We start from the raw sequence: 14,950 nt of genomic DNA, 5'->3' as shown, positions 1-14,950 counted from the left end.
TTGTCACTGTATCTTTATCTTTAAAGGAGTACAACTAATGAAAAACAAGGTAATACTTATCGCTTCTAGTGTCTTACTCACAACAACTTTTTCGATGCATAGTCCAAAAGTCGAAGCAAGTAGTGCATATAACGTAAAAGTGAAGACAGACGATCTTCGTGTTCGGACTGGTCCTTCTCTCAATCACAAAATTGTCGGCATCACTAACACTGGGCAGACCTTTTCTTATTTAGGAAAAAAAGGAGCTTGGACAAAAGTACTTTACAAAGGAAACACACGGTATATCTATAGTTCTTACCTAAAAAAATATAAGAGCCACGTTGCCAAAAAAACATCATATAATAACTCTCTTTTTGCTTCTCCTACAGAAGGTCGGCTGACCCAAGGATACGGAAACTCTAATGGTGCTTACGGTTATACATTCCATAATGGCGTTGATCTAGCTGCAGCAAAAGGCACACCCGTCTACGCTTCTGCCAGTGGAAAAGTCATTACATCTAAAAACAGCGGTGCATACGGTAAACACGTTATGATTTCACATAGTCTACAGAATCAAAAATACGTAACCGTTTATGCTCATATGAACAGCCTTTCGGTAAAAAATGGTCAGACAGTCTCTAAAGGTATGAAGATTGGAACAGTTGGGAATACAGGAAACTCGTTCGGAAATCATTTGCACTTTGAGATTCATAAAAACAGTTATAAATACAGCAGTTATTCTGCAGCGAATAGTGTCAACCCAATGAACTATTTGTAACCTAAAAAAAAGAAAAGATTAGACTGACCTAGCTATATGAGACACTAATAAAAATACCTTGATTAGGCTACCGCCACACCATATTTTATCGGTGTGAGGTAGCCTAATTTTTCTTGGATACGTTCTTCGTTGTAGTAAGTTAAGTAATTATTCACCCGCTCACGCACTTCATAGTCGCTTAACGAGTTGAACTTGACGTACTGTAACACCTCAGACTTCAAGTTCGAATGAAACGATTCGATCACCGCATTATCCCAACAGTTGCCTCTTCGAGACATGCTGCTCGTCAGATACTTCCTCTTTACGAAATCTTGAAAGGCATATGATGTATAGACACTTCCTTGATCTGAATGGATGATAACCCCTTCGGGATTGTTCCGACTCTCCAACGCCATCCTTAACGTATCGATGACGAGGGGCGTCTGTTGATGATCGTATAGCTTATAGGCAACAATCTCATTGTTGAATAGGTCGATGATCGTGGAGAGGTACTTCGTCGTGCCCCCGTATTGGATGTAGGTGATGTCCGTCACCCACTTCTTATTCGGTCTACTGGCAGTGAAGTCTCGCTTGAGAAGGTCAGGGGCGATGACGATACTCTCACCCTGAGACTTCCATTTTCGTTTGGGTTTGATCCGACACTGGAGATGGTGCTTCTTCATGATTCTCTTCATTTCGAGACTCCGCTAGGATTACAGAAATATGGCTCCTGGCTTCATCGTGATGTGGTCGACTTCTTCCTTCACTACTGCGAAACCATGTTTACTCGATATAAAGGTAAAGTCCGATATTGGATTCCTTTTAATGAAATCAATGTCATGTCGAAAAAAACCATGGATGGGGGGAGGAATCCCTTCTTCAACGAAAGAATCACAGTTTATCGGTGCATTCCATCAGATGTTGGCGAATGCCAAAGCCGTGACACTTGCCCATGAGATTGATTCAGAGAACAAAGTGGGGATGATGTATAATGGCCACTTCGCATATCCAAACTCCCCAGACCCAGATGACGTCCAACGAACTGAGGAATTCATGCATAAAATACAGTACTACTGTGAAGTACTTTGTCGTGGCAAATATCCGAACTACATTAAAAAAGAATTAGAGCGCGAGAATATCTCTTTGCCGTTTGAAGAAGGAGACGCCGATACATTGTATCGTGGTCCTGTTGATTTTATTTCATATAGCTATTACTTAACTCACGTTATCGTCAAGGAGTCGCCTCTCGAATTCTCTGGTTTGAATGGCGTGAAGACAGGCTATAAAAACCAGCATGTGGAGCAAAGCGAATGGGGATGGAGTATCAATCCGAAAGGCTTGCGCTATTCTTTAAATTATCTATATGATCGATATCAGTTGCCACTTATGATTGTTGAAAACGGTCACGGGGCCGTTGATGAACTCACCTCAGATAAGAAAGTTCATGACGACTATCGTATCGCCTATCTACGGGATCATATTGAAGAGATGAAAAAAGCAGTTTCCATCGACGGGGTGCCTTTACTCGGTTACATGGCATGGGGACCAATCGATTTAATTGCAGCAAGTACAGGAGAAATGAAGAAGCGGTATGGGTTCATCTATGTAGACTTGGACGACGAAGGGAACGGGACCCTAGAACGGATTAAAAAAGATTCGTTCTACTGGTATAAAAAAGTCATAGCTTCAAATGGAGATGATCTGACTTGAATTAAGACGGAGGTATGGAATGATTCGTATCAAAAAAGTATTAAATTCAAGTGTCGTGATTGTCGAGGACAAATCAAAGCTTGAGTACATTTTAATTGGAAAAGGAATTGGTTTCGGGCAGAAAGTCGGAAATGTTGTCGCTCCACCTGAAGCCTCCCAAATGTTCATACCCGCTGACGATGTCCGTATTAAAGAGTTCATAGGACTGGTGACTGAAATTCCTCCTGAATTCGTCGAGATCACTCGAGAAATCGTTGCATATGCTGAGGAAAGGCTGGCTACAAAGCTCAATGCCGGTATCTTTTTAACACTGACAGACCACCTTCACTTTGCGGTAAAACGTTATTATAAAGGTATTACTATCAGCAACCGTGTATTTTGGGAAATTCGAAACTATTATCCACAAGAATTCAAGATTGGAAATTATGCGGTCAAGCTCATGAATGAACGATTTAAAATCGAACTGCCTATTAAAGAGGCAGCCAATATTGCTTTTCATATTATTAACGCGCAAGGAGAAAGAGAAGAAACACGTGATGGCATGCGCTACGCCAAGATGATTGGGAGTATTGTGAACCTTATTCGATATGCTTACAATATTGAAACCGATGAAGAAGATATTCATTATTCATGATTCATCACACATGTGAAATATTTCGCTGAACGCTTTTATGCTGGAAAAATATTGAATGAAGAATCCGATCAACTATTTGAACAGATTGCGAACATCTACCCAAAGGCCATGAATGGTTCATTCAAAGTACGGGACTACCTTAAACAGTTGCACGGTGTGACAATTCCTAATGAGGAACTAGCTTATCTAGCCGTTCATATTCATCGACTGACAACTAATATGGATTTGAATAAACAATAACTTTCTTAATTACCTGGTTCTTTTTGACGAAGACCAGGTTTTTTCTATACTGAACAAAAAAATATCCATTTTTTATAATCGAGCAGCTATAGGCCGCATGACATATGTGTGTTTTTCACCACTGATTCGATTTCTTTAGATCGGCGTGACGGGCTCCTTTAATAACTTTTTCAGAAAAGATAAAAGGAAAGAACAACTTTGCTCTTTCCTACAATTTCAGTCAAGTGTTAATAATTATTTATACATCGCACGTCTTCATGCTTAGTTTTGGGATGACAGGGCTTCTGCGGTTCGGATTCCACTACAATCCAACGCCCTCGGCTGAATTGAATCCAAAGGACGATCGCCTTAAAGACGATGTCTAGACCGATGGCGATCCACACTCCTGCAATGCCCATCTGCATCTGAATCGCCAATACATATACTGCCCCAGTCCGGATCACCCACATACCGATCGTGGTCAGATACATTGGAAACTTCGTATTGTTCGCTCCTTGGAATCCACCGGTCAATACAAGGACAACTGCTAGGAAAGGCTGGAAGACCGCTGCTATTTTTAACGCGACATCGATGTCTTTGATGACTTGGGGATCGTCGGTGAAAAGTGAACCTGCCCATCCTCCGAAGAAGAATAAGACGACCCCGAATAAGGACATGAAGCCCATCGCCATGAACGTGCTCAATCTGGCATATTCTTTGGCGGTCTCGTGGTCTCCCGCTCCGATGTTGCGACCGACGAGAATGGTTGCTGCTGTCGCGAAACCATATGCCAACATATAAGAGAACACCTCTAGATTCCCTGCAATTTGATGCGCGGCGAAGGTGTTCGTCCCGAGTACCACGATGAATCCGAAATACACGATCTGTCCGGCTCTCATGACCAATCGCTCGATAGCCGCCGGGCTTCCAAGGTTCACGAGCTCCAACTGGTGTTCGAGATCCGGTCTCCAGAAATCTTTCCTGAAGGCGATCACTTCCGTCTTACGAATATAGTTCATCAATAAGAGCGTCCCGACGAGCCGGGCGATGACGGTCGCGAGTGCCGCTCCGACGAGACCAAGTTCGGGGATGATCCAAAAACCGAAAATCAACATATAGTCGAGCACAATATTGACGACATTGATGACGATGCTTACCTTCATCGGTGATTTTGTATCTCCCGCACCTCGTAAGATACTACTGAGCACAAACATCAATGCCATCACGATCGATGGGATCCCGACAATTTTGAAGTAGGTGCTACCAGCTTCTAAAACGTCATTCTCCACCCCCATCAACCGCAGGAGAGGCTCAGCGAAAAATAGCGTCACGACCCCAAAGGTCACCCCGACCACGACAGATAGGACGATGGCCTGCTGCGCGATATGTCTCGCGCGCTCGATTCGTTCTGAGCCTAAGTTATTGGCGACATAAACGTTTACTGCCACACCGATTGCCATAAAGACAGCAAAGTAGATGGCGAGGATGGCATTCGTCACTCCTACCGCTGACACTTCTGCTAGGCCGATTCTTGAGACGAACAGCGTATCGACAAATCCGAGCAACGTTTGGAAAAAATTCTCGGCAATCGCTGGTAACGCGAGTAGAAGGATGAATTTCATCTTGGTTTTTCGATCACCATGAGTGTCCAGCCGCTCACTTTCTATCATCTGAGTCCTCTCCTTCGAAAATTATGCTTACAACGATTACAGGAAAGCGACCCAACGAGGAACCATGGGTCGCTCATGGTCAATCTGAGACACGAATGACGAAAGGATAGGTGTGCACAGTCCCATGGAACTGGAATTCGGCCCAGACCTTGTATAGGCCAGGTTTATGGAAGACCGTCTCAAATTCCGTCGTATCATGAGAAGAAGGATGCACATGGATAAACTGTTCTCCGGCTTCATCCAAGATGACGACATGACCAAGTGCTCCAAGGTATGGCTCCGGGTTACTTTCTTTGGTGTCATAGCTGAAGACAGTCGGGACATGCGTTTTTAAAGAGTCAATCGACAGCTCGACGGTATGACCTTCGATCGTCTTCGTCAGACGCTCATCCACTTTAAGTGACGATTCGATAGAGGAAGAGGAATGATGATCAATCTGTAAGTGAACCGGCTTCACTTGATATGCCAGTCCCTTAGGCTGAATATCCACGAAGAGTTTATACGCCCCTGCCTCAAGTTGGACGGGGTGCTCGAATCGACCCTCACCCTTTTTAAACGGATGGAGGTGTCGGTACTCAGTTAGGTCTTCGTTCACGAGAATCAAATGGAATTCCTTTTCATGGCTGACTTCGAGTTCCGGGGCTTGCTGATGTTGATCCTTTAACTCGATACTGATTTTCCCGAATTCATATTTAGCTTCTACAGACACTTCATTTCCCGTCAAGTTCTTCATATGATGATGTCCATGGTCTTTCACGTTTAACACTCCTTTGTGTAGTCCTTGATCGCACCGTCACTCGACCTCCATTACTTGCAGCAAGAACAGCCGATTTTAACGGTCGCCTCCGTTACCTCGTAGCCAGTCTCTTGAATTGCGGTTTCAATCTCAGAAAGTGTGAGTTGGCTTTCATCGAACGTCACGTCCACCTCTCCCGCCGAAAGATTGACCTTCACTGATTCAATACCCGCTAACTTTCCAACGTATCCTTCAATCTTATTGATACAAGATCCACAAGACATACCCGCTACCTGAAATGTTGATTTTTTCATTATATGTTCCTCCTGATTATTTAATTACCATACATGGGTAGGGTGTAAAAGTATCGATTTTTTTACACCCTCGCCACCTTATGTTCGTGTCCCTCATTGCGCGACACGCTTTCAACAGGTTCTGAGAGTGAGCTATCGTTGCTTATCGTAGCAATGTTAGAATCTCTTCTTTGTTGTTCTCGAAGCCAACAAAGTACTTCACTACTCTTCTTTTTCTGAGCATCCCTTTTTTGTAGAAGACAAACAGTGGTACGATTCGATTCCCTGATATCGCTACCATTTCTTGTTCAAGGTCAAGGTTCGCACCCACATCTTTGTTCACATAAGGGACTGAGGTTGTTTTTAAATATTTTTTGGCATCCTGACAATCTGAACACGTCGGACGCGTGTAAAGTTCGAGCTGTAGATCTCTATCCATCCCAATTCCTCCTTTTATTTGATCATCGAAGGCTTGAATCGTTTCAAACGGAGTGCGTTCACCAGGACCGAGACTGAGCTTAAACTCATGGCCGCTCCAGCAAGTATCGGGTTCAATAAGGGCCCACCAAGTAGATAAACAATCCCCATCGCAAACGGGATACCCATGACATTATAGGCAAATGCCCAAAACAGGTTCTGTTTAATATTGCGGATGGTTGACTTGCTCAATTCGACAGCTGTAGGTACATCCATCAAATCGCTTCGCATCAAGACGATGTCTGCAGATTCGATCGCAACGTCAGTACCCGAACCGATCGCGATTCCGATGTCTGCTTGGGCCAAGGCTGGTGCGTCATTGATTCCATCACCGACCATTGCGACCTTCTTCCCTTCGGCCTGTAACTTCTTCACTTCGTTCGCTTTGTCTTCAGGTAACACTTCACTCAGTACCCGATCGATCCCGACCTGTCTCGCAATCGCCATGGCCGTATCTTTGTTGTCTCCGGTGATCATGGCTACTTCGATACCCATTCGTTGAAGTTTCTGAATGGCTTTACGACTGTTTTCTTTGACGGTGTCTGCGACAGCGATGATCCCTGCGATTTGTTGGTCAATCGCGATATACATCGGCGTCTTGCCTTGGTGTGCGAGTTTGTCTGAAGCGCCTTCAAGGACATCCAGTGAGATGCCGCGGTCTTTCATCAATTTTCTGTTTCCGGCAAGCAAGACTTTTCCGTCGATCAGGACTTCGATCCCGTGCCCTGGGATGGCTTCAAAACGATCGATATCCATGACACGCATCATTCTGTCCTCTGCCGCTCTTACGATTGCTTCGCCCAATGGATGTTCAGACCCTTTTTCAGCGGAAGCGGTCAAGCGTAACAACTCATCTTCTTGATGTCCATTCACTGTCACGATATCTGTCACTTTCGGTTTTCCTTCAGTGATCGTCCCTGTCTTGTCGAACACGATCGTCTGGACTTTATGGGTCGTCTCCAAGGCGCCGCCACTCTTGATCAACACACCATTCTCAGCACCTTTGCCCGTACCCACCATGATTGCTGTTGGTGTGGCCAAACCTAGTGCACAAGGGCAGGCGATGACCAGTACTGAAATCGTGATCGTCAAGGCGAAGAGGCCGGTCTGACCGCCTAAATACCATGCAATTCCTGAAAGGATCGCGACGACGATGACAATCGGTACAAAGTATCCGGAGATGATATCGGCCAGTTTTGCGATAGGAGCTCGAGAGCCCTGTGCATCCTCGACCAATTTGATGATTTGAGATAGCGCTGAATCCTTACCGACTTTCGTGGCTCGGTATTGGATGGTCCCGTTCTTGTTGATGCTGGCACCGATGACTTGAGCACCGACATTTTTTTCAACAGGGATACTTTCACCGGTCAGCATGGATTCGTCTACAGACGTATTACCTGATAGAACCACGCCATCCACCGGAATCTTCTCACCAGGCTTTACGATAATCGTGTCGCCGACGATGACTTCGTCGATTGATACTTCTAACTCTTGTCCGTTGCGGACGACCTTTGCCGTCTTAGGTGCCAGTCCCATCAATTTTTCAATCGCTTCGGATGTTTTACCCATCGACCGGACTTCAAGATATTTACCTAATGTGATCAGCGTGAGAATGACTGCGGCTGACTCATAGTAGAGGCTATTCACGTATCCCTCATAACCTGAGAGGATAGCCATGGTGGCACCGACACTATAGAAGAAGGCTGCGCTCGTCCCTAGTGCGACAAGTGAATCCATATTCGGATGCCCTCTGAACAATGTCTTAAATCCGACGGAGAAGAATTTCCATCCGAACAACATCACTGGGATCGTCATCATGAGCTGCAAGACAGCGAACAATTCTGGGTTCATCGTTGGATGCAATGCCATCGGTAGGGGTAGGCCGATCATATGCCCCATCGCCACATAAAGTAATGGAATCGTGAAAATCGCCGATCCTACAAATCGGTTCCACATCGATTGAATTTTTTTCAGTTTCTTTTCTTTTTCTGTATCTTGGCCATCCGTTGATTCTTGATCTTCTCTTGCCTCATATCCGGCGTTTGCCACCACTCGGACGACATCTGATACAGTCACCAGCTGAGGATCATATCGAATGACTAATTTTTCTGTCGCCAGGTTCACATTCGACTCAGTCACACCCACCATTTTCCTCGTGGCCTTCTCAATCGTCTGCACACACGAGGCACAGGTCATCCCTGTGATGACAAATGATCTTTGCTCGGTATCAGTTGAGGCCCTGTAGCCAGCCTTCTCGACGGTCGTCTGAATATCCTGCGGCGAGATTTTCGTCTCATCGTAATGAATGCTCAATTTCCCAGTCGCAAGATTGACGTTAGAGGTCACTACGCCAGGCAATTTTTTTGTTGCTTTTTCAACTGTCTGAACGCAGGACGCACAGGTCATCCCTTCCACGGCAAATGTCTTACTCTCCATATCGTCTTACCTCCATTTTTATTGGGCTGATTCGACTTCGTAACCGACCTCGCCCACAACTTCTTTAAATTCATTTTCATCTAGTCGTGTCTCGTCGTACTTCACTTTTGCGATGCCTTTCGTTAAGTTGACCTTCGCACTTTCAACCCCATTCAGTCCTTCAAGTGCTGACTCGACTTTGTTAACACAATGAGCGCACGACATACCTTTGATCGTTAAAATCGTTTTTTTCATCTTGAATCTCCTTCTATTCACTACGTTCATGACATCATTTCAAACTCAATGTCTGGATCCACAGGAATGGTCCTGACATCTGCATTGACCCGGGGTACAGGTGCATGGAATGTCCTCCACCGCTTCGCTTTCCTTCATCTCAAGGATTTTTTTGAGATTTTCGATATCCTGTACACTTAATGTCGCCTGTGTGATCATCGTTCCGATTGTGTTCCCGACATCCCTGTCACAGATATGATCGAGTAGATCATGTAACGTCTCTCTGATGACGTCGCCTTCAACGATGTTGGCAGAGTAGATGAATTTATTCCCCTCGGCCTCGGTTGAGAGCATCCCTTTTTTCACGAGCCTTCCGATGAATGTCTTCGTCGTCGCAGGCTTCCAGCTCATCTTCTTTTCCAATACCTCGATGATTTCTTTACTGGTCACGTGCTTTTGGGCCCAAACGACACGCATGACTTCCCATTCTGAATCCGTTATTTGTTTTTCGACATGTTCAGCCATTTGTCCAACCTCCAAATTTCAAGTTTACAATCGTAAACGTTTTGTTTGTTTTCAGTTTACAATCGTAAACGTTTTCTGTCAACCATTATGTTTTCGGGTTTGATATTCAGTCGTCATTGGCTATATTCTTGTCTAGAAAACTCTTCAATGCCTCTGCAGAGGGCTCGGGTGCTGTGGCTCAATCGAACTCTCTCCTATTTCTTAAAATCAAAAAAGTATGACGTAATAAAACGAAGTAAGTGCTGCCTTTAAGGTTTTGTTGCTGAGTTCCTACAATCAACTTGATAATTCGATTGCTATTTTCGTATGAAGGCACCCTGATTAATGAAAAAGTGTAAGAAGGGATACATTTCGACGTCGAAATGTATCCCTTCTTACACTACAAGTTCCATTCTATGTTTGAACTCCCAAAAAAGCTCTCATCCAATTAATCTGAATATAGAAACTAAATGTATTGTATACAAAAAATAATCTAATGAGACCAAGGTGACATCATTCAGTATGTTACAAGAAGTAAAAAACATATTCAGTCTCCTATGGTTCAACGCTAAGTATCAACCAATTATTCGAGAAATTGATTTCGTTAAGCGATAAACAATTACCGATCTCATGGGCAATTGAGAGGAAATATCTACTTATTTTCGAAGTGAATTTACTAAGCAACAAAATATAATCCACTAATCGATCATTGAAGTTCTATCTCTCTTTACGCTCACAAAGGAAATAGCGAACACCTCATCAATCTCTGCTTGCTCCTCTGTCACGACTTCTTCGATTTCGTACAGCATCCGGTTCTTGACCAGGTGCTTTCCTCATGTTGAGATAGGTTTCAACTAACCACTCTCCATCAATACAAAGCGATACGACGATAGTCTACTATCCATAAATATTTGGTGACTATGCACAATGTACGCATTGATTTAGGGTTAGAGTGGATTCAGCGAATAACATCAAAGAAGGGGCCTATAACGTGTGAGCATCTGTTGCTGATTAGAGCGGCTTCCCGAATTCCGGGCGCCCTTCTTCATTCCACGTGAACACTTGTGCGCGTGTATGACGGTTCGGATCGTAGAGGGGATCCCCTTCGATTTCCGTATACGTCCGAGCATGGTAAATTAGGACATCCTCTCCCTTCTCGTTCACGGTAAAGCTATTGTGACCCGGTCCGAATTGATTCACGTCGGCATTCGTCTGGAACACCGGCCGGAACGATTTCGACCACGTTGCCGGGTTCAACAAATCAGCGTCTTCCGAGGCGCACAACATACCCATACAGTAGTTCTCATCGGTCGCACTCGCCGAATACGTGATGAAGATGTGGCCGTTCCGCTTCAATACGGCCGCCCCCTCATTGACGAGGAAACCGCGAGTCTCCCAGTCATACTCAGGCTTCGTCAGCATGACTTGCGGCAATTTAATCGTCCATGGATTTTCGAGCTCGGCGATGTACAAGTTTGAGTTACCGTCGATAGACGGATCTTTTTGGGCCCACACCAAATAGTGAGTCCCTATATGTTCAAACACTGTCGCATCGAGTGCGAACGAATCCCATTCGGTCTGAACCTGCCCTTTTTCAATCCACTCCCCTTCGAGCGGATTTGCTGATTCGTTCTCTAACACGAACATGCGGTGATCGAACAGACCGTCGACGATGTCCCGCGATTTCGCGGCCGCAAAATAGAGATACCACTTGCCGTGAATGTAATGCAGTTCAGGAGCCCAAATCAAGTCGCTCATCGGGCCTGTCTCGTGTTTGACCCATGCGGTCACCGGCTCCGCCGTCCGAAGCGCTTGAAGCGACTTGGCGCGGCGTAACTCAATCAAGTCATACTCAGGCACCGACGCCGTGAAGTAGTAATAGCCATCCGTATGCAAGTAGACCCATGGGTCGGCCCGCTGTTCTAAAATCAAATGTCGATCCTCTACTTGGTTCATCTTACTACCTCCTCGTCACGTATCGGTCGGCCGAACACAGGACCGGCTTCATCCCATATGAACGGTTGGACACGCGTATGTCGATTCGGGTCCCAAAGCGGGTCCCCGACAATTTCTTTATAGTTGCGGGCGTGGTAGACGAGTATGTCTGTCCCGTCTTCTAATGTCGTAAAACTGTTGTGACCCGGTCCGAATTGACTCGCCGCTTCATCGGTTCCAAAGACCGGTTCCGGATGCTTCGTCCAACTCGCCGCGTCCAATAAATCGCTCGTCACCGTAGCGCGCAGAAGGCCCATGCAGTAGTGATGGTCCGTCGCACTCGCAGAGAACGTGATGTAGATGTGGCCTTTCCGTTTCAAGACGGCCGGGCCTTCGTTCACGAGGAACCCAATCTTCTCCCAGTCATACTCCGGCGTCGCAATCATCGTCTGTGGCCCTGTGAGCGTCCACGGATTCTCCATCTCCGAGATGTAGAGGTTCGAGTTACCATCGATGGCCGGGTCTTTTTGGGCCCACACATAATAAAGGCGCCCCTCGTGCTCGAACGTCGTCGCATCAAGCGCGAACGATTCGCACCAAGTCCGGACCTGTCCTTTTTCGACCCATTCCCCTTCGAGCGGATTCGCCGAGCTGTTCTCGAGCACATACATCCGATGATCGAAGACGTGATCTTCTCGCGCGGCCGCAAAATAGAGGTACCATTTCCCTTGGATGTGATGCAATTCCGGGGCCCAGATGTTCGCACTCATGATGCCCGTCTCACGTTTGGTCCAGACGACTCGTTCTTCCGCCTCGGTCAAAGCCGCGAGCGTCTTCGCCCGACGGAGCGGGATGCCCGTGAAGTCCGGCAACGAGGCCGTGAAGTAATAATAGCCATCTGTATGGCGCATGATCCATGGGTCCGCTCGTTGTTCCACTAGCGGATTCGTGATCGTCTCTCTCATAAAGAACGCTCCCCTATCTCAGATTCTGTTCGGTTCAAACTCAACTGTTTCAACAGTGTGTGTCGTTCTCTCAAACGGTACGCCTCTCTCTTGCTACTCGCCAACAGGAGCGAGGAGACCCCAATCTCGTCCGGCCGCAGCGGTGCCTGTAACGCGTGGAAGAAGTGTTCGAGCTCTTGCCGCGTCGGCATCTGCTCGGCCCACGCCCGTAGCGCGCCCGGCGTGTCGGACCATTCAAGCATCATTGTTTTATAGGAATCGATGAGTTCCATCGTGGCGATGGCGACTTTCGTTCCATGGAGGACCGCCGGACGATGGTTGGCGATGAAGTCCATCTCCCAATAGTGGGACAAGTGATGCTCACCACCAGAAGCTGGATGCGAATGACCGAAAATCAACATGGCGACTCCGGACAATAGTAACGACTCCATCAGTTGATCCAACCCGTCCGCGTCTCGTTTATAGATGGCAGGCAAGGCGTCCACACACGATTGTAACGCCTGTTCCGTCAGCGATGCGGCGACCGGACAAAACGGTTCACCGCCGTCAAATGCTCCGAACCGCCAGTCCAACAAGGACGTGTATTTCCCGAGCATATCGCCGACCCCGGCCGCGATCAATGCGTCGGGGGCCTCCCGAATCACTTGACTCGGGACGAACACGGCCATCGGGGACACGAGCTGGTACGTGATTTTCTTGCCTCTTACAATGAGAGGGGCCCCTTTCGACGTGAAGCCATCCACTGACGGCGCGGTCGGCACCGAGATGAATGGTACTTTCGTTTTAGCCGCACAGAACCGGGTGACGTCATGAATCGTGCCGGCCCCTAGCGCAATGAGCGCATCGACGGTTTCATCTTGTTGAAGCAATACTTGTACGATCGAGCGTTCCTCCGCCAACACGTCGCCTTGCTCGTCTGCTCGGAGCGAGACGAGCGACACATCGACTCCGATGTCCGTCAAGGCTTCTCGTAGCGGTAGAAACCCGACGTGTTCGGTATTCGTGTCGGCGACAACCAGAAGGTGATTCCACTCTTTTTCGTGGACGAACGTAGCTAATTCGACCCAAATATGTTCAGATGCGACTATCCGTTCAATCGTGATTGCGTGATGGGGATTCCCGCAATCACAAGCTTGTACGTGTTCATTAATCTGTTCGAGGTTCATCGGCTGACTCCTGTCTCGACGCGGTACGTCGCTTGCCAACGGTACGTGTCTCCCGCCTTCAAGCGAATCGACGGGAACGTTTCGTGGTGAACCGCATCAGGGAGGTGTTGCGGTTCCAGACAGACGCCGTAGTGACGTCTCGACGTCCCTTCACGCAATGAAGTCGTCTCGTTCATCTGATTGCCCGAATAGAGGACGATAGCGGGGGCCGTCGTCGAAATCGTCAACTCTCGCTGTGACTCTCGGTCATACAGTCTCGCTTCCCGTCGCTCTGTGAAGACGAACGGGTGGTCATAACCATTGACCAATTCGTTTTGTGGATGGGTTGACTCGAGACCGTCCACCAAGACACGACCAGACCGGAAATCAAACGCTGTCTGATCGACTTCAAGCAAGCGACCCGTCGGAATCAAATCATCCCGCAGCTCAGCGAACGTGTCGGCGGACAACGTAAGCTCATGGTTCAAGATATCCCGCTCGCCTCCGCTCAAGTTGAAATACGTATGGTTCGTCAAATCACACACCGTATCTTGATCAGAGGTCGCCTCGTAAGTGATGGTGACGCCGTGGTCGACCAGTTCGAACGTGGCGCGGACGTCGAATGTCCCGGGATATCCGTTCTCTCCGTCCGGGCTGACGCAATGAAGCGTCACACGGTCGGACGTTCTCTGTTCGACCGTCCAGATGCGACGATGCAACCCTTCTCCGCCATGAAGGTGATGGACACCTTCATTCGCGGGCACGTGATACGTCACGCCATCCAGGTCGAACGTACTCTGGTCGATCCGTCCGGCGACCCGTCCGATCGTCGCACCCAAATAATACGTGTCCTGCATGTACGCCTCGACTGTGTCGTACGACAAGACGATATTTTTCCAGCCGTCATCCTGAATCGAAAATTCTTGCAACGTCGCTCCGTAAGTCAATATGTTCAATCGATACACATCGTTCTCGAGCGTGATTGTCGACTCGTCAATCGCTGTTTCTAGTTGCCGCTTCATGACATCCACTCCTTTTTACCAAACGTTCACTGGGCAGTGCTTCGTCGCGAGTCGTGCCCGATACGAGACGTAACACCCACATTTCAAGCAAGTATCTTGTTGCTGGAACGGGCAAGCCGCGCAATGGGTGAGGCGTGCCTCATATTCCGTATCCGACACCTGCTCCATGACTTCCGCATCGATGGTCAACAGCCAGTCATGGTCTGTCGTTTGCGGTGGACAGGTCCGACATCGCCGCGTCTTCGCCACTGTCAT

Annotated in this window: 15 protein-coding genes and 2 pseudogenes; 4 read left to right on the top strand and 13 right to left on the bottom strand. The window is 47.3% G+C overall.

The features are described 5' to 3' along the window. Positions 1-37: 37 nt before the first annotated feature. The gene (locus KNO69_RS06015; protein ID WP_029336161.1) at positions 38-757 is read left to right on the top strand and encodes a peptidoglycan DD-metalloendopeptidase family protein; all 720 of its coding nucleotides are present in this window, start codon (positions 38-40) and stop codon (positions 755-757) included. Positions 758-819: 62 nt separating this feature from the next. Here KNO69_RS06015 and KNO69_RS06010 read toward each other — a convergent pair whose 3' ends face one another. Then, positions 820-1,431, bottom strand: coding sequence for an IS3 family transposase (locus KNO69_RS06010; RefSeq protein ID WP_084593015.1), 612 nt, complete (start codon positions 1,429-1,431; stop codon positions 820-822). Here KNO69_RS06010 and KNO69_RS15305 point away from each other — a divergent pair. The 3 genes and pseudogenes from KNO69_RS15305 to KNO69_RS06000 form a co-directional block, all read left to right on the top strand. Further along, a pseudogene (locus tag KNO69_RS15305) lies at positions 1,405-1,542 on the top strand (family 1 glycosylhydrolase); the annotation flags it as partial. The gene KNO69_RS06010 and the pseudogene KNO69_RS15305 overlap by 27 nt on opposite strands. A gap of 19 nt (positions 1,543-1,561) precedes the next feature. Further along, positions 1,562-2,446, top strand: coding sequence for a glycoside hydrolase family 1 protein (locus tag KNO69_RS06005; RefSeq protein ID WP_251124870.1), 885 nt, complete (start codon positions 1,562-1,564; stop codon positions 2,444-2,446). Between the two features lie 19 nt (positions 2,447-2,465). Next, positions 2,466-3,320 (top strand): annotated as a pseudogene (locus KNO69_RS06000) (PRD domain-containing protein). Positions 3,321-3,547: 227 nt separating this feature from the next. Here KNO69_RS06000 and KNO69_RS05995 read toward each other — a convergent pair. The 12 genes from KNO69_RS05995 to KNO69_RS05940 form a co-directional block, all read right to left on the bottom strand. Continuing rightward, positions 3,548-4,969: an MATE family efflux transporter gene (locus tag KNO69_RS05995; protein ID WP_211779491.1), complete on the bottom strand. Its 1,422-nt coding sequence runs from the start codon at positions 4,967-4,969 to the stop codon at positions 3,548-3,550. A 79-nt stretch (positions 4,970-5,048) separates the two neighbouring features. Further along, the gene (locus KNO69_RS05990) at positions 5,049-5,726 is read right to left on the bottom strand and encodes a hypothetical protein (RefSeq protein WP_353047478.1); all 678 of its coding nucleotides are present in this window, start codon (positions 5,724-5,726) and stop codon (positions 5,049-5,051) included. A 50-nt stretch (positions 5,727-5,776) separates the two neighbouring features. Beyond that, entirely contained in the window at positions 5,777-6,019 is a 243-nt protein-coding gene (locus tag KNO69_RS05985) for a heavy-metal-associated domain-containing protein (protein WP_214734613.1), read from the bottom strand. A gap of 142 nt (positions 6,020-6,161) precedes the next feature. Next, positions 6,162-6,437 (bottom strand): glutaredoxin family protein, encoded by a 276-nt coding sequence (locus KNO69_RS05980; RefSeq protein WP_214816710.1) that lies wholly within the window; start codon positions 6,435-6,437, stop codon positions 6,162-6,164. Positions 6,438-6,451: 14 nt separating this feature from the next. Then, the gene (locus KNO69_RS05975; protein ID WP_214816708.1) at positions 6,452-8,911 is read right to left on the bottom strand and encodes a heavy metal translocating P-type ATPase; all 2,460 of its coding nucleotides are present in this window, start codon (positions 8,909-8,911) and stop codon (positions 6,452-6,454) included. Between the two features lie 18 nt (positions 8,912-8,929). Then, positions 8,930-9,145 carry a heavy-metal-associated domain-containing protein gene (locus KNO69_RS05970; protein WP_214816706.1) on the bottom strand — a complete coding sequence of 72 codons (216 nt, stop codon included), beginning with the start codon at positions 9,143-9,145 and terminating at the stop codon, positions 8,930-8,932. Between the two features lie 45 nt (positions 9,146-9,190). Continuing rightward, a complete protein-coding gene (locus KNO69_RS05965) occupies positions 9,191-9,649 on the bottom strand; it encodes a CopY/TcrY family copper transport repressor (protein ID WP_214816704.1) in 459 nt (152 codons plus the stop codon). Between the two features lie 990 nt (positions 9,650-10,639). Further along, positions 10,640-11,584 (bottom strand): glycoside hydrolase family 43 protein, encoded by a 945-nt coding sequence (locus KNO69_RS05960; protein ID WP_214816699.1) that lies wholly within the window; start codon positions 11,582-11,584, stop codon positions 10,640-10,642. After that, positions 11,581-12,528, bottom strand: a complete 948-nt coding sequence (locus KNO69_RS05955; RefSeq protein WP_214816696.1) for a glycoside hydrolase family 43 protein — start codon at positions 12,526-12,528, stop codon at positions 11,581-11,583. The genes KNO69_RS05960 and KNO69_RS05955 overlap by 4 nt, the downstream gene beginning before the upstream one ends. Beyond that, positions 12,525-13,694: a sn-glycerol-1-phosphate dehydrogenase gene (locus KNO69_RS05950; protein WP_214816693.1), complete on the bottom strand. Its 1,170-nt coding sequence runs from the start codon at positions 13,692-13,694 to the stop codon at positions 12,525-12,527. The genes KNO69_RS05955 and KNO69_RS05950 overlap by 4 nt, the downstream gene beginning before the upstream one ends. After that, positions 13,691-14,695, bottom strand: coding sequence for an aldose epimerase family protein (locus tag KNO69_RS05945; protein WP_214816691.1), 1,005 nt, complete (start codon positions 14,693-14,695; stop codon positions 13,691-13,693). Before KNO69_RS05945 ends, KNO69_RS05950 begins: the two co-directional genes overlap by 4 nt. 15 nt (positions 14,696-14,710) lie before the next feature. Beyond that, positions 14,711-14,950, bottom strand: coding sequence for a DUF6171 family protein (locus KNO69_RS05940; protein ID WP_143404767.1), 240 nt, complete (start codon positions 14,948-14,950; stop codon positions 14,711-14,713).

Source organism: Exiguobacterium sp. s131 (assembly GCF_018617345.1).
In the GTDB taxonomy this organism is placed as follows: Bacteria; Bacillota; Bacilli; order Exiguobacteriales; family Exiguobacteriaceae; genus Exiguobacterium; species Exiguobacterium profundum.
Note: the sequence above shows the minus strand (reverse complement) of the source record. Positions and strands in the feature narration are given on the sequence as shown.

Excerpts from the sequence above, each read along its gene's own strand:
- KNO69_RS05960 (WP_214816699.1), bottom strand. The coding sequence starts at position 11,584 with ATGAACCAAGTAGAGGATCGACATTTGATTTTAGAACAGCGGGCCGAC.
- KNO69_RS05995 (WP_211779491.1), bottom strand. The coding sequence starts at position 4,969 with ATGATAGAAAGTGAGCGGCTGGACACTCATGGTGATCGAAAAACCAAG.
- KNO69_RS05970 (WP_214816706.1), bottom strand. The coding sequence starts at position 9,145 with ATGAAAAAAACGATTTTAACGATCAAAGGTATGTCGTGCGCTCATTGT.
- KNO69_RS05945 (WP_214816691.1), bottom strand. The coding sequence starts at position 14,695 with ATGAAGCGGCAACTAGAAACAGCGATTGACGAGTCGACAATCACGCTC.
- KNO69_RS05980 (WP_214816710.1), bottom strand. The coding sequence starts at position 6,437 with ATGGATAGAGATCTACAGCTCGAACTTTACACGCGTCCGACGTGTTCA.
- KNO69_RS05985 (WP_214734613.1), bottom strand. The coding sequence starts at position 6,019 with ATGAAAAAATCAACATTTCAGGTAGCGGGTATGTCTTGTGGATCTTGT.
- KNO69_RS06010 (WP_084593015.1), bottom strand. The coding sequence starts at position 1,431 with ATGAAGAGAATCATGAAGAAGCACCATCTCCAGTGTCGGATCAAACCC.
- KNO69_RS05965 (WP_214816704.1), bottom strand. The coding sequence starts at position 9,649 with ATGGCTGAACATGTCGAAAAACAAATAACGGATTCAGAATGGGAAGTC.
- KNO69_RS06015 (WP_029336161.1), top strand. The coding sequence starts at position 38 with ATGAAAAACAAGGTAATACTTATCGCTTCTAGTGTCTTACTCACAACA.
- KNO69_RS05950 (WP_214816693.1), bottom strand. The coding sequence starts at position 13,694 with ATGAACCTCGAACAGATTAATGAACACGTACAAGCTTGTGATTGCGGG.
- KNO69_RS05975 (WP_214816708.1), bottom strand. The coding sequence starts at position 8,911 with ATGGAGAGTAAGACATTTGCCGTGGAAGGGATGACCTGTGCGTCCTGC.
- KNO69_RS05955 (WP_214816696.1), bottom strand. The coding sequence starts at position 12,528 with ATGAGAGAGACGATCACGAATCCGCTAGTGGAACAACGAGCGGACCCA.
- KNO69_RS05940 (WP_143404767.1), bottom strand. The coding sequence starts at position 14,950 with ATGACAGTGGCGAAGACGCGGCGATGTCGGACCTGTCCACCGCAAACG.
- KNO69_RS06005 (WP_251124870.1), top strand. The coding sequence starts at position 1,562 with ATGAAATCAATGTCATGTCGAAAAAAACCATGGATGGGGGGAGGAATC.